Origin of the sequence: Pantoea sp. EKM21T (assembly GCF_011800405.1) — a bacterium.
In the GTDB taxonomy this organism is placed as follows: Bacteria; Pseudomonadota; Gammaproteobacteria; order Enterobacterales; family Enterobacteriaceae; genus Pantoea; species Pantoea agglomerans.
Window position 1 is genome coordinate 13,275 of sequence record NZ_JAALFV010000018.1, and the last position, 18,221, is coordinate 31,495.

Annotated in this window: 12 protein-coding genes and 4 tRNA genes; 1 reads left to right on the forward strand and 15 read right to left on the reverse strand. The window is 51.8% G+C overall.

What is annotated here, in order from left to right:
- Window positions 1-26 precede the first annotated feature (26 nt).
- The 13 genes from rpoC to HFD87_RS22445 form a co-directional block, all read right to left on the reverse strand.
- The gene (gene rpoC, locus HFD87_RS22385; protein ID WP_010261049.1) at window positions 27-4,250 is read right to left on the reverse strand and encodes a DNA-directed RNA polymerase subunit beta'; all 4,224 of its coding nucleotides are present in this window, start codon (window positions 4,248-4,250) and stop codon (window positions 27-29) included.
- 130 nt (window positions 4,251-4,380) lie between these two features.
- A complete protein-coding gene (gene rpoB, locus HFD87_RS22390; RefSeq protein ID WP_010261046.1) occupies window positions 4,381-8,409 on the reverse strand; it encodes a DNA-directed RNA polymerase subunit beta in 4,029 nt (1,342 codons plus the stop codon).
- Between the two features lie 330 nt (window positions 8,410-8,739).
- On the reverse strand, window positions 8,740-9,102 hold the full coding sequence (gene rplL / locus HFD87_RS22395; protein ID WP_008927142.1) for a 50S ribosomal protein L7/L12: 363 nt from the start codon (window positions 9,100-9,102) through the stop codon (window positions 8,740-8,742).
- Window positions 9,103-9,167: 65 nt separating this feature from the next.
- Window positions 9,168-9,665, reverse strand: a complete 498-nt coding sequence (gene rplJ, locus HFD87_RS22400; RefSeq protein ID WP_003848098.1) for a 50S ribosomal protein L10 — start codon at window positions 9,663-9,665, stop codon at window positions 9,168-9,170.
- Window positions 9,666-10,030: 365 nt separating this feature from the next.
- Entirely contained in the window at window positions 10,031-10,735 is a 705-nt protein-coding gene (rplA, locus tag HFD87_RS22405; RefSeq protein WP_010261038.1) for a 50S ribosomal protein L1, read from the reverse strand.
- Window positions 10,736-10,738: 3 nt separating this feature from the next.
- Window positions 10,739-11,167: a 50S ribosomal protein L11 gene (gene rplK, locus HFD87_RS22410; RefSeq protein WP_006121495.1), complete on the reverse strand. Its 429-nt coding sequence runs from the start codon at window positions 11,165-11,167 to the stop codon at window positions 10,739-10,741.
- Between the two features lie 147 nt (window positions 11,168-11,314).
- Entirely contained in the window at window positions 11,315-11,860 is a 546-nt protein-coding gene (gene nusG / locus HFD87_RS22415; protein ID WP_003848088.1) for a transcription termination/antitermination protein NusG, read from the reverse strand.
- A gap of 1 nt (window position 11,861) precedes the next feature.
- Window positions 11,862-12,245: a preprotein translocase subunit SecE gene (gene secE / locus HFD87_RS22420; protein WP_008927141.1), complete on the reverse strand. Its 384-nt coding sequence runs from the start codon at window positions 12,243-12,245 to the stop codon at window positions 11,862-11,864.
- Between the two features lie 231 nt (window positions 12,246-12,476).
- Window positions 12,477-13,661, reverse strand: coding sequence for an elongation factor Tu (gene tuf / locus HFD87_RS22425; RefSeq protein WP_010261012.1), 1,185 nt, complete (start codon window positions 13,659-13,661; stop codon window positions 12,477-12,479).
- A 108-nt stretch (window positions 13,662-13,769) separates the two neighbouring features.
- A tRNA-Thr gene (locus HFD87_RS22430) sits at window positions 13,770-13,845 on the reverse strand.
- Window positions 13,846-13,850: 5 nt separating this feature from the next.
- Window positions 13,851-13,925: transfer RNA gene (locus tag HFD87_RS22435), tRNA-Gly, on the reverse strand.
- A 191-nt stretch (window positions 13,926-14,116) separates the two neighbouring features.
- Window positions 14,117-14,201 (reverse strand) — tRNA-Tyr (locus tag HFD87_RS22440).
- Between the two features lie 7 nt (window positions 14,202-14,208).
- Window positions 14,209-14,284: transfer RNA gene (locus tag HFD87_RS22445), tRNA-Thr, on the reverse strand.
- Between the two features lie 779 nt (window positions 14,285-15,063).
- Here HFD87_RS22445 and coaA point away from each other — a divergent pair.
- The gene (gene coaA, locus HFD87_RS22450; RefSeq protein WP_010672227.1) at window positions 15,064-16,011 is read left to right on the forward strand and encodes a type I pantothenate kinase; all 948 of its coding nucleotides are present in this window, start codon (window positions 15,064-15,066) and stop codon (window positions 16,009-16,011) included.
- 43 nt (window positions 16,012-16,054) lie between these two features.
- On the opposite strand, the gene birA is transcribed toward coaA, so the two are convergent.
- Complete coding sequence (gene birA, locus HFD87_RS22455) at window positions 16,055-17,014, reverse strand: bifunctional biotin--[acetyl-CoA-carboxylase] ligase/biotin operon repressor BirA (RefSeq protein ID WP_010261004.1); 960 nt, start codon at window positions 17,012-17,014, stop codon at window positions 16,055-16,057.
- Window positions 17,011-18,048, reverse strand: a complete 1,038-nt coding sequence (gene murB / locus HFD87_RS22460) for a UDP-N-acetylmuramate dehydrogenase (protein ID WP_010672229.1) — start codon at window positions 18,046-18,048, stop codon at window positions 17,011-17,013. Before murB ends, birA begins: the two co-directional genes overlap by 4 nt.
- Window positions 18,049-18,221: the final 173 nt, after the last annotated feature.

The window sequence follows — 18,221 nt, forward strand, 5'->3', positions numbered from 1 at the left end:
CAGGGTTTTTATCAGGCAAAGGACGATTAATCGTCTTTGTTGCCGCCGAGACCGGCGTTCAACAGTTCAGCCAGGCTGGCTGAGGCTTCATCCGCAGTAACCTGCGGTGCAACCGGAACTTCACCTGCCGCTTTGCGGCGCATACGATCCTGATGGTACGCATAACCGGTACCGGCCGGGATCAGACGACCCACGATTACGTTCTCTTTCAGGCCGCGCAGTTCATCGCGCTTACCTGCTACTGCTGCTTCGGTCAGGACACGCGTGGTTTCCTGGAACGATGCTGCAGAGATGAACGATTCGGTAGCCAGTGACGCTTTGGTAATACCCAGCAGGTCACGCATGAAGGTTGCGCCAACTTTTCCGTTCGCTTCCAGATCACGGTTAGAGATCTTGATGCGAGAGAATTCAGCCTGCTCACCTTCCAGGAAGTCTGCACTTCCTGCGCTCACGATGGTTGCTTTACGCAGCATCTGACGAACGATGACTTCGATGTGCTTATCGTTAATCTTAACGCCTTGCAGACGGTAAACTTCCTGCACTTCGTTAGTGATGTAACGGGTCACCGCATGCACGCCACGCAAGCGCAGGATGTCATGTGGAGACTCTGGGCCATCGGAAACCACGTCACCGCGCTCAACACGTTCACCTTCGAACACGTTCAGCTGACGCCATTTCGGAATCATCTCTTCGTACGGCTCACTGCCATCCAGCGGAGTGATGACCAGACGACGCTTACCTTTGGTCTCTTTACCGAAGGAGATGATGCCGCTGATCTCCGCCAGAATAGCTGGCTCTTTCGGACGACGCGCTTCGAACAGGTCAGCAACGCGTGGCAGACCACCGGTAATATCCTTGGTACCGCCAGATTCCTGCGGAACACGTGCCAGCGTGTCACCAGCACTGATCTTCACGCCATCTTCCAGCTGAACAATCGCTTTACCAGGCAGGAAGTACTGAGCCGGCATGTCGGTGCCCGGGATCAGAACGTCGTTGCCGTTGGCATCAACAATTTTCAGCGCAGGACGCAGATCTTTACCGCCCGCAGTACGTTCAGCACTGTCCAGAACCACCAGCGAAGAAAGACCGGTTAAGTCATCTGTCTGACGGGTAATGGTCTGGCCATCAACCATGTCCGTGAAGCGAATGAAACCGCCCACTTCGGTGATGACTGGCATGGTATGCGGATCCCAGTTTGCGACGGTTTCGCCCGCTGCAACCTGCTCACCATCACCTTTCGCCATGGTAGAACCATAAGGAACTTTATAGCTCTCTTTGGTACGACCAAATTCGTCGATCATTTTCAGTTCAACGTTACGCGAGGTGATCACCAGCTTGCCTGCCGAGTTCGTTACCGACTTAGCGTTGGTCAGCTTGATGGTACCTTTGTTCTTCACCTGAATGCTGGATTCAGCAGCCGCACGTGATGCCGCACCACCGATGTGGAACGTACGCATCGTCAGCTGTGTACCTGGCTCACCGATGGACTGTGCCGCGATAACACCGATCGCTTCACCTTTGTTGATGATGTGACCACGTGCCAGGTCGCGACCATAGCAATGCGCACACACACCAAAGTCGGTTTCACAACCTACTACTGAGCGGACTTTCAGGCTGTCGACTGAGTTCAGTTCCAGCACGTCACACCAGTGCTCATCGAGCAGCGTGTTGCGTGGAACCAGAATATCAGCAGTACCCGGCTTCAGAACGTCTTCAGCGGTCACACGACCCAGAACACGTTCACGCAGTGGCTCTTTAACGTCGCCACCTTCGATGACAGGTGTCATCATGATGCCTTCGTGTGTACCACAGTCATCTTCGGTAACAACCAGATCCTGTGCAACGTCAACCAGACGACGCGTCAGATAACCGGAGTTCGCCGTTTTCAGTGCGGTATCCGCCAGACCTTTACGAGCACCGTGGGTTGAGATGAAGTACTGGAGTACGTTCAACCCTTCACGGAAGTTCGCCGTGATTGGTGTTTCGATGATGGAGCCATCTGGCTTCGCCATCAGACCACGCATACCGGCCAGCTGACGAATCTGTGCAGCAGAACCACGCGCACCGGAGTCAGCCATCATAAAGATGCTGTTAAAGGAAACCTGTCGCTCTTCTACGCCGTCACGGTTAATAACGGTTTCGGTTGAGAGGTTTTCCATCATCGCCTTGGCAACACGTTCGTTGGCTGCTGCCCAGATATCGATGACTTTGTTGTAACGTTCGCCTGCGGTTACCAGACCAGACTGGAACTGCTCCTGGATCTCAGCCACTTCAGCTTCCGCTTCGGTGATGATTTCTACTTTCTTCTCTGGAATAACCATGTCGTCGATGCCGACAGACGCACCTGAACGGGCTGCGTAAGCGAAACCGGTGTACATGGTCTGGTCAGCAAAGATAACGGTCGGCTTCAGGCCCAGAATGCGGTAACAGGTGTTCAGCATTTTGGAGATAGCTTTTTTGCCCAGCGCCTGGTTAACGATGGAGAAAGGCAGACCTTTTGGCACGATCATCCACAGGATGGCACGGCCAACAGTGGTGTCGATGATGCTGGTTTTAGCAACCCACTCATCCTGCTCATTTTTCTCGTGTTCGGTGATACGCACCTTAACGCGAGCATGCAGCGATGCGAGGCCAGCGCGATAAATACGCTCAGCTTCTTTCGGGCCAGTCAGCACCATGCCTTCGCCTTTGGCGTTAACACAGTCACGGGTCATGTAGTACAGACCCAGTACAACGTCCTGAGAAGGAACGATGATTGGCTCGCCGTTCGCAGGTGACAGGATGTTGTTGGTCGACATCATCAGCGCACGCGCTTCCAGCTGGGCTTCCAGCGTCAGCGGTACGTGAACAGCCATCTGGTCACCATCGAAGTCGGCGTTGTATGCCGCACAAACCAGCGGGTGCAGCTGGATCGCTTTACCTTCGATCAGAACCGGTTCAAAAGCCTGAATACCCAGACGGTGCAGCGTAGGCGCACGGTTCAGCAGAACCGGGTGCTCACGGATCACTTCGTCGAGGATATCCCAGACAACCGCTTCTTCGCGCTCAACCATTTTCTTCGCGGCTTTGATGGTGGTGGCCAGGCCACGCAGTTCCAGCTTGCCGTAAATGAACGGTTTGAACAGTTCGAGTGCCATTTTCTTCGGCAGACCGCACTGATGCAGGCGCAGGTATGGACCTACGGTGATAACCGAACGACCAGAATAGTCGACACGTTTACCCAGCAGGTTCTGACGGAAACGACCCTGCTTACCTTTGATCATGTCAGCCAGCGATTTCAGCGGACGCTTGTTGGAACCGGTGATCGCACGACCGCGACGACCGTTGTCCAGCAGTGCATCGACCGCTTCCTGCAACATACGCTTTTCGTTGCGCACGATGATATCTGGCGCAGCCAGATCCAGCAGGCGTTTCAGGCGGTTGTTACGGTTGATCACGCGACGATAGAGATCGTTCAGATCCGACGTTGCGAAACGGCCACCATCCAGCGGTACCAGCGGACGCAAATCCGGTGGCAGAACAGGCAGCACGGTCAGGATCATCCACTCTGGCTTGTTGCCAGACTGTACGAACGCTTCCAGCAGCTTGATGCGCTTGGTCAGTTTTTTACGTTTGGTTTCGGAGTTAGTTTCGTTCAGCTCTTCACGCAGCTGCTCGCACTCCTGCTCCAGATCCATGTTTTTCAACAGGGCCTGGATCGCTTCGGCGCCCATTTTGGCGTCGAACTCGTCACCAAACTCTTCCAGAGCGTCAAGGTACTGCTCTTCAGTCAGAATCTGACGCTTCTCGAGGTTGGTCATGCCACCTTCGATTACCACGTAAGATTCAAAGTAGAGCACGCGCTCGATGTCACGCAGTGGCATATCCAGCAGTAAGCCGATACGCGATGGCAGTGACTTCAGGAACCAGATGTGCGCAGTCGGCGACGCCAGTTCGATGTGGCCCATACGCTCACGGCGTACTTTAGTCTGGGTCACTTCAACGCCGCACTTCTCACAAATCACACCACGGTGTTTCAGGCGCTTGTATTTGCCGCACAGGCACTCATAGTCTTTTACCGGCCCGAAGATACGGGCACAGAACAGACCATCGCGCTCTGGCTTAAAAGTACGGTAGTTAATGGTTTCTGGCTTTTTCACTTCACCAAAAGACCAGGAACGGATCATGTCTGGCGAAGCCAGCGCAATTTTGATCGCATCAAACTCTTCGGTCTTAGTTTGCGCTTTCAGAAACTTAAGTAAGTCTTTCACGGATTAGCTCCCGTCGGAGTGAGACTCAGAGGGCGTCCAACCGAAATTGAACGCCCCGTAACCAGTACAATTGCGAGCGCTTTAAACCCTGCGCTTTCAGGCGGCGGCGAACCGCAGCCTGAAAAGGGGGTTACTCGTCTTCCAGCTCGATGTTGATACCCAGCGAGCGAATCTCTTTCAACAGTACGTTGAAGGATTCCGGCATGCCCGGTTCCATCTGATGGTTACCGTCAACGATGTTTTTATACATCTTGGTACGGCCGTTGACGTCATCAGACTTAACGGTAAGCATTTCCTGCAGGGTATACGCGGCACCATATGCTTCCAGTGCCCATACTTCCATCTCACCAAAGCGCTGACCACCGAACTGTGCCTTACCACCCAGCGGCTGCTGAGTAACCAGGCTGTAGGAACCGGTTGAACGTGCATGCATCTTGTCATCAACCAGGTGGTTGAGTTTCAGCATGTACATGTAGCCAACGGTTACCTGACGTTCGAACTGCTCACCGGTACGGCCGTCAAACAGGGTAATCTGACCGGAAGAAGGCAAGCCGCCGAGCTGCAGCAGCTCTTTGATTTCGCTCTCTTTCGCGCCATCAAACACCGGAGTGGCGATTGGCATACCTTTCTTCAGGTTCTCAGCCAGACGCAATACTTCGTCGTCGGAGAAGGTGTTCAGGTCAACTTTCTGACGCAGATCGCTACCCAGGTCATAGGCGCGCTGGATGAATTCGCGCAGTTTCGCGACGTCTTCCTGCTTTTTGAGCATGGCGTTGATCTTCTCGCCGATGCCTTTCGCTGCCATACCCAGGTGGGTTTCCAGAATCTGACCGATGTTCATACGCGATGGTACGCCCAGCGGGTTCAGAACGATGTCAACCGGCGTGCCGTTTTCATCGTAAGGCATATCTTCGATCGGGTTGATCTTAGAGATAACACCTTTGTTACCGTGACGGCCTGCCATTTTGTCACCCGGCTGAATCTGACGCTTAACAGCCAGATAAACCTTAACGATTTTCAGCACGCCTGGTGCCAGATCATCGCCCTGGGTGATTTTACGACGCTTACCTTCGAGTTTTTTCTCAAACTCGTGCTTCAGCTCGTCGTACTGCTCTGCCAGCTGCTCCAGCTGGTTTTGCTTGGCTTCGTCAGTCAGACCCAGTTCCAGCCAGCGCTCGCGCGGCAGCTTGTCCAGTTTGTCTGCTTCAACGCCACCAGAAATCAATACGTTCTGGATACGGCTGAACAGGCCCGCTTCCAGAATCTGCAGTTCTTCAGACAGGTCTTTCTTGGCCTGCTTCAGCTGCATCTCTTCAATTTCCAGCGCACGTTTGTCTTTTTCCACGCCATCGCGGGTAAAGACCTGAACGTCGATCACGGTGCCTGACACGCCATTCGGTACGCGCAGTGACGAATCTTTCACGTCAGAGGCTTTTTCACCGAAGATAGCGCGCAGCAGTTTCTCTTCTGGCGTCAGCTGGGTTTCACCTTTCGGCGTAACCTTACCAACCAGAATGTCGCCACCGGTCACTTCAGCACCGATGTAGACGATGCCTGACTCATCCAGTTTAGAGAGTGCAGCTTCACCCACGTTCGGGATATCAGCGGTAATCTCTTCCGGCCCCAGTTTGGTGTCACGCGACACGCAAGCCAGTTCCTGAATGTGGATAGTCGTAAAGCGATCTTCCTGAACCACACGCTCGGAGACCAGGATGGAGTCTTCGAAGTTGTAACCGTTCCACGGCATGAACGCTACGCGCATGTTCTGGCCCAGCGCCAGTTCACCCAGATCGGTGGACGGGCCATCTGCCAGCACGTCGCCGCGCTCAACCGGCTCACCCAGAGAAACACATGGCATCTGGTTGATGCAGGTGTTCTGGTTAGAACGGGTATATTTGGTCAGGTTGTAAATGTCGATACCGGCTTCGCCAGCATGCATTTCGTCTTCGTTAACTTTGATAACGATACGTGATGCGTCGACGTACTGTACGGTACCGCCACGTTTGGCAACGGCAGTTACACCGGAGTCAACGGCAACAGCACGTTCCATACCCGTACCAACCAGCGGCTTATCAGCACGCAGAGTCGGAACGGCCTGACGTTGCATGTTCGCACCCATCAGGGCGCGGTTAGCATCATCGTGTTCCAGGAACGGGATCAGGGACGCACCGACAGAAACGATCTGTTGAGTCGAAACGTCCATGTAGTCAACCTGATCGCGGCTGAACAGACTTGATTCGCCTTTGCTACGGCAGGTGACCAGGTCATCAACAAACGCGCCGTTATCATCAAGAGGGGCGTTCGCCTGAGCGATAACGTAGTTACCCTCTTCGATAGCAGAGAGGTAGTGAATCTCGTCAGAAACCAGACCGTCGATAACACGGCGGTAAGGCGTCTCAAGGAAACCGTACTCGTTGGTCTGTGCATACACAGACAAGGAGTTGATCAGACCGATGTTCGGGCCTTCAGGGGTTTCGATTGGGCAGACACGACCATAGTGCGTTGGGTGTACGTCACGCACTTCGAAGCCGGCACGCTCACGCGTCAAACCACCCGGGCCGAGAGCAGAGATACGACGTTTGTGCGTAATCTCTGATAGCGGGTTGTTCTGATCCATAAACTGAGAAAGCTGGCTGGAACCAAAGAACTCTTTCACCGCGGCCGAAATTGGCTTCGCGTTGATCATGTCCTGTGGCATCAGTGTATCAAGGTCGCCCAGTGACAGACGCTCTTTCACGGCACGCTCAACACGTACCAGACCGACACGGAACTGGTTCTCAGCCATTTCACCGACTGAACGAATACGACGGTTACCGAGGTGGTCGATATCGTCCACTTCGCCTTTACCGTTACGGATGTCGATCAGCTTCTTCATCACTTCGATGATGTCATCTTTGCTCAGGATGCCTGAACCTTCGATTTCATCACGCAGCAATGAACGGTTGAACTTCATACGACCCACAGCAGAAAGATCGTAACGATCTTCAGAGAAGAACAGGTTCTCAAACAGGTTCTCTGCTGCTTCGCGTGTTGGCGGCTCACCAGGACGCATCATGCGGTAGATCTCAACCAGTGCGCTCAGACGATCGCTGGTTGGGTCGACACGCAGGGTCTCGGACATATATGGACCGTGGTCCAGATCGTTGGTGAACAGCGTTTCGATGCGCTTGTGACCGGACTGGCTCAGTTTGGCCAGCAGATCCAGTGACAGTTCCATGTTCGCTGCAATGATCAGCTCACCGGTGCTCTCATCGATGTAGTCTTTAGCGACCACTTTGCCCGCGATATATTCAACCGGAACTTCGATGTGCTGAATGCCATCTTTTTCCAGCTGACGGATATGGCGCGCAGTAATACGGCGTGCTTTTTCTACGTAGACGGTGCCGTTCGCTTCGATATCGAAGGTCGCAGTTTCACCGCGCAGGCGCTCAGGCACCAGCTCCATCTGCAGCTTGTTGTCGCGAATTTCAAACACCACTTTCTCGAAGAAGATATCGAGGATCTGAGGTGTAGTGAACTGCAACGCACGCAGGATGATAGTGGCCGGCAGCTTACGACGACGGTCAATACGGACAAACAGGTTATCTTTCGGGTCAAACTCAAAGTCGAGCCATGAACCGCGGTAAGGGATGATACGTGCGTTGTAGAGCACTTTACCCGATGAGTGGGTTTTACCCTTATCGCTATCAAAGAACACGCCAGGACTACGGTGCAGCTGAGAAACGATAACGCGCTCGGTACCATTGATAACAAAGGTACCATTGTCGGTCATGAGCGGAATTTCGCCCATGTAGACTTCTTGTTCTTTAATGTCTTTTACGGTGCCTTCTGGCGCTTCGCGCTCATAGACCACCAGACGCAGTTTCACGCGCAGCGGTGCCGAATAGGTCACGCCACGGATCTGACATTCTTTCACGTCAAAGACAGGTTCACCCAGGCGATAGCTGACATACTGCAACTCAGAGTTGCCGCTGTAGCTCGCAATAGGGAATACAGAGCGGAATGCAGCTTCCAGTCCGTACTGACCTTCTGGATCTTGCTCGATAAACTTCTGGAACGAGTCGAGCTGGATGGAAAGGAGATAAGGTATGTCCAGTACTTGCGGACGTTTACCAAAATCCTTACGAATACGTTTTTTCTCGGTATAGGAGTAAACCATAGGGTTCCTCAGCTAGCTGACAAGTCGACCCACGCTGTCCGTCCTGACAGGACAGTTCATGCAACACGATTTTGTTTGATTCACTGGCTGCGCAGCAGCAGTGCAATACCTCTTTCTATCACGCTTAAATCATTTCATCGCTGTTGCGAGGGCAGGGAACCCGCACAGGTAGAGCGGTATATTAAGTCGTCGATAGAGAAAGATATTGAAGAGTAACAATGGACAAACAGTGTGAAACCCCATTGAGACCCTGTAGCGCAAAAAGGCTGGTGACCAAAAAGTCACCAGCCATCAGCCTGAAACTACTCAGACTGCAACCCGAAGGCTGTCTTACTTAACTTCAACTTCAGCGCCAGCTTCTTTCAGAGCAGCTTCAAGTGCAGCTGCGTCATCTTTGCTGATCGCTTCTTTGATTACGCCAGTTGCTTCAACCAGATCTTTGGCTTCTTTCAGGCCCAGACCAGTTGCAGTACGTACGGCTTTGATTACTGCAACCTTGTTCGGGCCAACAGCTTTCAGGACTACGTCGAATTCAGTTTTTTCTTCAACAGCTTCAGCCGGGCCCGCAGCAACAGCTACAGCAGCAGCAGCAGAAACGCCGAATTTTTCTTCCATAGCAGAAACCAGCTCAACTACTTCCATTACGGACATCGCTGCAACAGCTTCCAGAATTTGGTCTTTAGTAATAGACATGACAATTGTTCCTAAGAATCAGAAAAAGTTTATACGTAAGCAAGTACGAAGAAAAGAAGATGGCCTTAAGCCGCTTCTTTTGCATCGCGTACAGCAGCCAGAGTGCGGACCAGTTTGCCGGCAGCGGCTTCTTTCATGGTCGACATCAGACGTGCCAGTGCTTCTTCGTAGGTCGGCAGCGTTGCCAGACGGTCAATATTGGCCGCCGTGATCAGCTCACCTTCAAAGGCTGCAGCTTTGACCTCAAATTTTGCATTCGCTTTCGCGAAATCTTTGAACAGACGAGCAGCAGCGCCCGGGTGTTCCATAGAATATGCAATCAGGGTCGGACCAACAAACGTGTCTTTCAGGCACTCAAACTGAGTTCCTTCAACGACGCGGCGCAGCAGGGTGTTACGAACAACACGCATGTAAACGCCAGCTTCACGGCCTGCTTTACGCAGTTCGGTCATTTTATCAACGGTAACGCCACGGGAATCCGCAACAACCGCTGAAAGCGCACCTTTGGCTACTTCGCTGACTTCAGCAACAATCGCTTGTTTGTCTTGAAGATTTAATGCCATTAGCTTTTGCTCCTGGATTTGACCGGGAAAGGATTTCCCCGGAACTCACTTCACTTACTCACCCCAAGGGGAAATAAGCGCTCGAACACGGTGAGCAGAATCCAGCTAAGAAAAAATTCTTTTGGTTCTGTCACCGTCTACGCAGGGTATTAAGCGGAATATCCGGAGATAAGCAGCTCCTGCGGTCTTGGACGGAGGCCAGGATAAGGCCTGGCTCCAACCTAAATTCTGTGCGACGCAGCAGAGTCAGAGGGAAAGGCGATACACGCAACAATCAGTTCTGGCACTCTGGTGTCCTGTTCCGTTAATAACAGAACAACGGGCGTAAGATTCTAGGTGAATTTTTCGCCCGTTTCAAGCAGCAATTAGTTTGCTGTTGCGTTCAGACCAGCCTGGTCAACGGCAACGCCGGCGCCCATTGTGGTTGAAAGGCTAACTTTCTTGATGTACACGCCTTTCGCCTGAGATGGTTTTGCTTTTTTCAGCGCAACCAGCAGAGATTCCAGGTTTTCTTTCAGTTTGTCAGCGTCAAAGTCCACTTTACCGATGGTAGTGTGGATGATGCCGTTTTTGTCGTTACGATAACGAACCTGACCCGCTTTAGCGTTCTTAACCGCTTCAGCAACGTTAGGCGTTACAGTACCGACTTTCGGGTTTGGCATCAGGCCACGTGGACCCAGAATCTGGCCCAGCTGGCCAACAACGCGCATTGCATCCGGAGAAGCAATAACAACGTCAAAATTCATTTCGCCTTTCTTGATCTGATCAGCCAGGTCTTCCATGCCTACCAGCTCAGCGCCTGCTGCTTTAGCAGCTTCAGCGTTGGCGCCCTGGGCGAAGACAGCAACACGTACTGAACGACCAGTACCGTGTGGCAGAACGGTCGCGCCGCGAACGTTCTGATCAGATTTACGTGCATCAATGCCGAGGTTGACAGCAACGTCAACGCTTTCAACGAACTTGGCAGTAGCCAGTTCTTTCAGCAGAGCAACAGCTTCAGCAATATCATACTGCTTGGTCGCGTCAACTTTGTCGCGAATTACGGTCATGCGCTTGGTCAGCTTAGCCATTTCTTAGTCCTCTACTACCAGGCCCATGGAACGAGCAGTACCTTCGATTGAGCGAGTCATCGCTTCAACGTCAGAACCAGTCATGTCCGCAGCTTTGGTTTCTGCGATTTCACGTACCTGAGCACGAGTCACTTTACCGACTTTATCTTTGTTCGGCTTACCAGAACCAGACTTGATGCCCGCTGCTTTTTTCAGCAGTACGGCAGCCGGAGGCGTTTTGGTAATGAAGGTAAAAGAACGGTCGCTGTATACGGTGATAACAACAGGAGTCGGCAGACCTTTTTCCAGAGATTCGGTCTTAGCGTTGAACGCTTTGCAGAATTCCATGATGTTAACACCCTGCTGACCCAGAGCTGGACCAACCGGTGGACTTGGGTTCGCCATACCAGCTGCAACCTGCAGCTTGACGTAGGCTTGGACTTTCTTAGCCATGATATTTCCTCAATTGGGTTATAGCGCCTGTAAAGGCTCCCCGTGATAACGATTTACACGCTGTTGCCAGCGCATAAAAACAAAAGGCGCGAAATTGTAGTTAAATTTCGCGCCTGCTGCAACAGCTAATTTGTGAGCGGAAAGAGGTTAACCTTTCTCCACCTGACCGAAGTCGAGCTCAACCGGCGTGGCACGTCCAAAGATGGAAACGGATACCGTCAGGCGGCTCTTCTCGTAATCCACATCTTCAACCACACCGTTAAAGTCAGCAAAAGGACCGTCATTAACGCGAACCATTTCACCTGGCTCAAACAGCGTTTTCGGACGAGGCTTGTCGCCGACCTGCTGCAGACGGTTCATGATCGCATCAACTTCTTTATCGCTGATAGGTGCCGGACGGTCAGATGTACCGCCGATGAAACCCATCACGCGTGGGACGCTGCGTACCAGGTGCCAGCTGGCGTCATTCATCACCATCTGAACCAGTACGTATCCCGGGAAAAACTTGCGCTCGCTCTTACGACGCTGGCCACCACGAATTTCAACGACTTCTTCAGTCGGAACCATGACGTCGCCAAACAGCTCTTCCATGTTGTGCAATTTGATATGCTCGCGCAGCGATTGTGCTACGCGGCCTTCAAAACCGGAAAACGCCTGTACGACGTACCAGCGTTTCTTTGGAGCTTCAGACATCTCAGAACCTCAGGCCAGTGATAAACGATACCAGACGGACCAGAATACCATCCAGCCCCCACAAAATCAGTGACATCACGGCAGTAACCGCGGCAACGATTAACGTGGTGTGCAGCGTTTCCTGGCGGGTTGGCCAGATAACCTTACGCATTTCTGTTCTTGCTTCACGAGCAAAAGCCACGGTCGCTTTGCCTTTGGTCGTTAAAAGCGCAATGCCGCCAGCCGCTGCAATCAGTACAACTACGGCTAAAGCACGCAGTGGCAGTGACACATCACGATAGAGGTAGTTACCTACAATCGCTGCAAGCAGCAGTAACACGACTACTACCCACTTTACCGCTTCCAGGCCACGCCCGCTCCCTTGAGCTTCGGTATTCGCACTCATAAACCAACCTGCCACAATAATTCAGAAACTATTCTGCCCCGCAGTGCGAGGCGTCCAAACCGAATGAGCTTTTGGGGCGTAACTCGGTATCCAACGCCGCATAACAGAGCCTGTCTCAGCAATGATTATGATTCAAAAAATCACTGATGAGCCAGGTTCTATGAAACAGCGTGCAAAAAGGGCATCAAATGATGCCCTTTCCGTGTGCATTGCGTCAAACGTTATCGGTAATTATGCGATAACTTTAGCAACAACACCCGCGCCAACGGTACGGCCACCTTCGCGGATTGCGAAGCGCAGACCTTCGTCCATTGCGATTGGGTGGATCAGGGTAACAACCATTTTGATGTTGTCGCCTGGCATGACCATCTCAACGCCTTCTGGCAGCTCTACTGAACCGGTTACGTCAGTTGTACGGAAGTAGAACTGTGGACGATAGCCTTTGAAGAACGGAGTATGGCGGCCACCTTCGTCTTTAGACAGAACGTAAACTTCTGACTCGAACTGGGTGTGCGGCTTGATTGAGCCTGGCTTAGCCAGAACCTGGCCACGCTGGATGTCTTCACGCTTGATACCGCGCAGCAGAACACCACAGTTTTCGCCTGCCTGACCCTGGTCCAGCAGCTTACGGAACATCTCAACACCGGTACAGGTTGATTTCGCAGTATCTTTGATACCCACGATTTCAACTTCGTCGCCGACTTTAACGATGCCGCGCTCAACACGACCGGTAACAACGGTACCACGGCCAGAGATTGAGAATACGTCTTCGATTGGCAGCAGGAACGGCATGTCGATCGCACGGACTGGATCCGGGATGTAGTTGTCCAGGTGTTCAGCCAGCTCAACGATTTTTGCTTCCCACTCAGGAACGCCTTCCAGCGCTTTCAGAGCAGAACCACGAACGATTGGGGTGTCGTCGCCTGGGAAGTCGTACTGTGACAGCAGGTCACGTACTTCCATCTCTACCAGTTCCAGCAGCTCTTCATCATCAACCATGTCACACTTGTTCAGGAACACGATGATGTAAGGAACGCCAACCTGACGACCCAGCAGGATGTGCTCACGAGTCTGTGGCATTGGGCCATCAGTCGCAGCAACAACCAGGATCGCGCCGTCCATCTGCGCAGCACCGGTGATCATGTTTTTCACATAGTCGGCGTGGCCTGGGCAGTCAACGTGAGCGTAGTGACGTGCAGCAGTCTCATACTCAACGTGTGCGGTGTTGATGGTGATACCGCGGGCTTTTTCTTCAGGCGTGCTGTCGATCTGATCGAATGCACGAGCCTGGCCGCCGTTGGTTTTAGCCAGTACGGTAGTGATAGCTGCAGTCAGGGTGGTTTTACCGTGGTCAACGTGACCGATGGTGCCCACGTTTACGTGCAGTTTGTTACGTTGAAATTGCTCTTTAGCCATCGCTAGTCCCTCTAAGACACGGATATATCAATGATATCATCACATTAACCAGGCAATGCCTGACTGCAAGGAAGTTACAGAGAAAATCAGGAGGGAGATTAAAGGAAGTGGTGCTGATACCCAGAGTCGAACTGGGGACCTCACCCTTACCAAGGGTGCGCTCTACCAACTGAGCCATATCAGCACATCTGGAGCGGGCAGCGGGAATCGAACCCGCATCATCAGCTTGGAAGGCTGAGGTAATAGCCATTATACGATGCCCGCATCCTGGAACTCGGCTACCTGTTCTTTCTGTAGCTTGCAGATAACAGAGATGTTTCTCTATTATCTACTGCCTGTCAGCGAAGCTGACCGACTTTGACTTCGCTAACGCTCAGTCTGAATTCAGGGTGATAAGTGACTCACCTGACAGATAAACAGGTTGTTTATCTGCGTACCCAACCGCGAGGTTGAGATGGTGGTGGGAGAAGGATTCGAACCTTCGAAGTCTGTGACGGCAGATTTACAGTCTGCTCCCTTTGGCCGCTCGGGAATCCCACCTACTTGATGGTGCCGGCTACCGGAATCGAACTGGTGACCTACTGATTACAAGTCAGTTGCTCTACCAACTGAGCTAAGCCGGCATCAAGTGGAGCGCATTCTAGGAAGGTCGGGCTCTGGATGCAACTAAAAAATCGCTTATTTTTTTCTATCGCTTACTATTTGTGCAAATCATCGCATTTTAGTGTTTTTGTGCAGAATATTTGTGCAATCTGGTCCTGTTTTCATAGGATCAGTCGGCTCGCGCTAATGCCTTAGGCCTCTCTCCGGACCGCTTTTCAGCAGGTAAATGATCTGCAGGGAGTATTTTTATTTCACACGCCTGTACCGAACGATGCTTTTTTGACCTCGCCTGCGCTTTTTTTTCATGTGCAGGCACTTTTCTGTAGAAAGCAGGCCTGTTTTGACATGCGTGTCCCTTATGTCGGTACGACGATGACCAGGCGTGGAGCCTTTCAAAATGACTCTATGCCGTTTGTTCGTTTGCTGAAGTCCTTATGGGACATATTGAATCTGTACCGCCTCAGCCTCTCTATATGCCCTTATGGCGGCGTTTTGTCATTCAGACGTTGGTCAGATGTAAAAAGCAGATAAAAGCCGCACATGCGCTGTGATGACCTGCAATATCATAAACAACGATAAAGCAGTAACAATTAAAGCCACCATGATGTTTTGTGGGTATACCGACGAAAGCGAGATCACGTTTATCTTTTTACTTCTGTTAAAAGCCATACTGGTGATACCCTCCAGCCCATTGTTCTCACTGATAAACCAGCGATTCGTGATTCACTTCACCTGTGCTGTCCTGCTTATCGGATAACACGCGGTTGATAGCCATGAATTTGCGGTCAGATGCATGCTTATGGATAAAACGACCCCCCTGACAACGCCTTATTTAGAGTTCACTCGTGAGCAATGGGCTGCATTACGTGATTCCGTACCTATGACGCTGTCAGAGGAAGAGATCGCGCAGCTGGAGGGCATCAACGAGGATCTCTCGCTGGAGGAAGTAGCGGAAATTTATCTGCCACTTTCACGTCTGCTTAATTTTTATATAAGTTCTAACGTTCGCCGGCAGGCTGTACTGGAGCAATTTCTGGGCACCAATGGCCAGAAAATCCCCTATATCATCAGTATTGCGGGTAGCGTAGCGGTCGGTAAAAGCACGACTGCGCGTGTCTTGCAGGCTTTGCTCAGCCGCTGGCCTGAACATCGCAAAGTCGAATTGATCACCACTGATGGCTTCCTTCATCCTAATGCCGTGCTGAAAGAGCGTGGATTAATGAAGAAAAAAGGATTCCCGCAATCCTACGATATGCACCGGTTGGTCAATTTCGTCTCCGATTTGAAGTCGGGAGCCAGTCAGGTGACTGCTCCGGTCTATTCACATCTGATTTATGATGTCATCCCTGATGGCGATAAAGTGATACAGCAGCCTGATATTCTGATTCTGGAAGGTCTGAATGTATTACAGAGTGGAATGGACTATCCCCACGATCCCCATCATGTCTTTGTTTCAGACTTCGTCGATTTTTCTATCTATGTTGATGCAGAGGAAGATCTCTTGCAAAGCTGGTATATCAATCGATTCCTGAAATTCCGCCAGGGCGCATTTACCAATCCGGACTCCTATTTCCATCATTACGCCCAGCTTTCAGAAGCAGAAGCGGTTGAAATTGCTGGCAATTTATGGAAAGAGATTAACTGGCTTAACCTGCAGGAAAATATCCTGCCGACGCGCGAACGAGCCAGCCTGATTATGACCAAAAGTGGCGATCACGCAGTCGATAAGGTTCGCTTGCGTAAATAACTGCTGTCATAAAAAAGCCTGCGTTGCTGCAGGCTTTTTTTACTCAGACAGGACGCAGTGATATTTCTCCACCCACCCAGGCTTTTATTTCGCCATCCTGTTCCAGTAACAGGCCACCCTGGCTGTCTACGCCTCGCGCAATACCATGGACCTCACGTTCACCGATAAGCAGCTTAACCGGCCGGTTAATAAAGTTATCCAGCGCAGCCCAGCGTGCGACAAACGGGGTTAATCCCTCCTGCTCAAAGAGCGGCAGAGCTTCGCGCAGACTATTGATCAGACGTGCCGCCAGCTCATTGCGGTTTACCGTTACCCCGGCCTCCTGCAGGTTAATCCAGCCCTGATTAATCTGTGATGCATCGGCTGTTCGCATCGCCAGGTTAATCCCCGCACCAATCACGATCTGCGCAGCATCGCCGGTTTTACCTGTCAGTTCGACCAGAATACCCGCCAGTTTACGATCGTTCAGGTAAATATCATTGGGCCATTTTACGCGGACATCATCGGCCCCTAATGAACGTAATGTCTCAGCCATGATAATGCCAATTACCAGGCTCAGACCCATCGCCGCTGCCGGCCCCTGCTCCAGACGCCAGTACATAGACATGTAGAGGTTCGCGCCAAAGGGCGAAAACCACTGACGGCCACGACGGCCGCGACCCGCCTGCTGATATTCCGCAATGCAGGCAGCACCCGACTCCATTTCATGCATACGTTCCAGCAGATACTGATTTGTGGAATCAATCACCGGGATTACCGAGACGTTACCCTGCGTAACCTGTGAGAGTATCGCCTGCTCATCCAGCAGCTGTATCGGGGCAGAGAGACTGTAACCTTTACCTGTCACGGTATAGACGTCAAGACCCCAGCTTTTTAACGTCTGGATATGCTTATTTATGGCTGCGCGACTCATGCCCAGCGTTTCACCCAGTTGCTCACCGGAATGAAACTCACCATCAGATAAGATATCAACCAGCTTTAGCGGAACATTATGGTCTTTCATGCGATCACCCCGACGGCATTACATTCACCCTGCGCCTGAATAAAGCGCACTTCGGGCTCAAGCCAGACATCAAATTTTTCACCAACCTGAGCGCGCACGGTTTTTGCCAGCGCAACGATATCGCCGGGTGTGGCATTTTCAGCGTTGATCAGCACCAGTGCCTGTTGCTGGTGAACTGCCGCGCCCCCGATGCGATAACCTTTCAGCTGGCACTGATCGATAAGCCATCCTGCTGCCAGTTTGATTTCACCATTTGGCATCAGATAGTGTGGCATAGCCGGAAAATGCGTCAGTAGTGAGCTGCACTGCGCCTCGGTGACGACAGGATTTTTAAAAAAGCTGCCTACATTACCGGTGACTTTCGGATCGGGTAATTTGCTCTGCCGCATCTGGCATACCGCGTGATAGACATCCCAGGCATTGGCCGTCACCGGATTGAGCGTTTTCAGATCGCCGTAGGTTAATACCGGTTGCCATTGCTTAGGCAATATTATCCCGACTGCGACGATGACATAGCCTGACTGGTAGTGATGTTTAAAAATGCTGTCACGATAGCCAAACTCACAGGCTTCACGATCGAGACGTTCTGTCTGACCACTGTGCAGATTAAGTACATCCACGTATTCGCAGACGTCTTTTAATTCCACGCCATAAGCACCTATGTTCTGAATCGGTGCCGAACCGGTCATACCAGGGATCAACGCCAGATTTTCCAGGCCTGTGATTCCTTTTTCCAGCGTGCTTTTAACCAGCTGATGCCAGTTCTCACCTGCCCCAACGTGCAATTTCCAGCACTCATATTCATCCTGAATTTTGATGCCTTTGATGCGGTTCAGCACCACTGTACCGGCAAAATCTTCCAGGAAGAGGACATTGCTGCCTTCACCGAGCACAAGGAAAGGCGTTTGATCACTCTGGCTGGCCTGCCATGCTGCCAGAATGGCGGCTGGCGTCTCGGCGACGATGCGTTTCTGTGTATGTACTTCAAGCCCAAGCGTATTGTCGGCTTTTAAGGAGGGATGCTGGCTGGACATTTGACGGCCTTTACTGAGTTATCTGGCCGTAGTTTACCGTATCAGAGAGGGGTTCTCAGGCTGTTTTCGGGGGTTATGATGAGGTTTTTCACGATCTGCAGACGTAAAAAAGCCCCGCACTTTCGTGCGGGGCTTCTTCACTTATTTAATGCCTGGCAGTTCCCTACTCTCGC

Excerpts from the sequence above, each read along its gene's own strand:
- rpoB (WP_010261046.1), bottom strand. The coding sequence starts at position 8,409 with ATGGTTTACTCCTATACCGAGAAAAAACGTATTCGTAAGGATTTTGGT.
- rplL (WP_008927142.1), bottom strand. The coding sequence starts at position 9,102 with ATGTCTATTACTAAAGACCAAATTCTGGAAGCTGTTGCAGCGATGTCC.
- rplJ (WP_003848098.1), bottom strand. The coding sequence starts at position 9,665 with ATGGCATTAAATCTTCAAGACAAACAAGCGATTGTTGCTGAAGTCAGC.
- rplA (WP_010261038.1), bottom strand. The coding sequence starts at position 10,735 with ATGGCTAAGCTGACCAAGCGCATGACCGTAATTCGCGACAAAGTTGAC.
- rplK (WP_006121495.1), bottom strand. The coding sequence starts at position 11,167 with ATGGCTAAGAAAGTCCAAGCCTACGTCAAGCTGCAGGTTGCAGCTGGT.
- nusG (WP_003848088.1), bottom strand. The coding sequence starts at position 11,860 with ATGTCTGAAGCTCCAAAGAAACGCTGGTACGTCGTACAGGCGTTTTCC.
- secE (WP_008927141.1), bottom strand. The coding sequence starts at position 12,245 with ATGAGTGCGAATACCGAAGCTCAAGGGAGCGGGCGTGGCCTGGAAGCG.
- tuf (WP_010261012.1), bottom strand. The coding sequence starts at position 13,661 with ATGGCTAAAGAGCAATTTCAACGTAACAAACTGCACGTAAACGTGGGC.
- coaA (WP_010672227.1), top strand. The coding sequence starts at position 15,064 with ATGGATAAAACGACCCCCCTGACAACGCCTTATTTAGAGTTCACTCGT.
- birA (WP_010261004.1), bottom strand. The coding sequence starts at position 17,014 with ATGAAAGACCATAATGTTCCGCTAAAGCTGGTTGATATCTTATCTGAT.
- murB (WP_010672229.1), bottom strand. The coding sequence starts at position 18,048 with ATGTCCAGCCAGCATCCCTCCTTAAAAGCCGACAATACGCTTGGGCTT.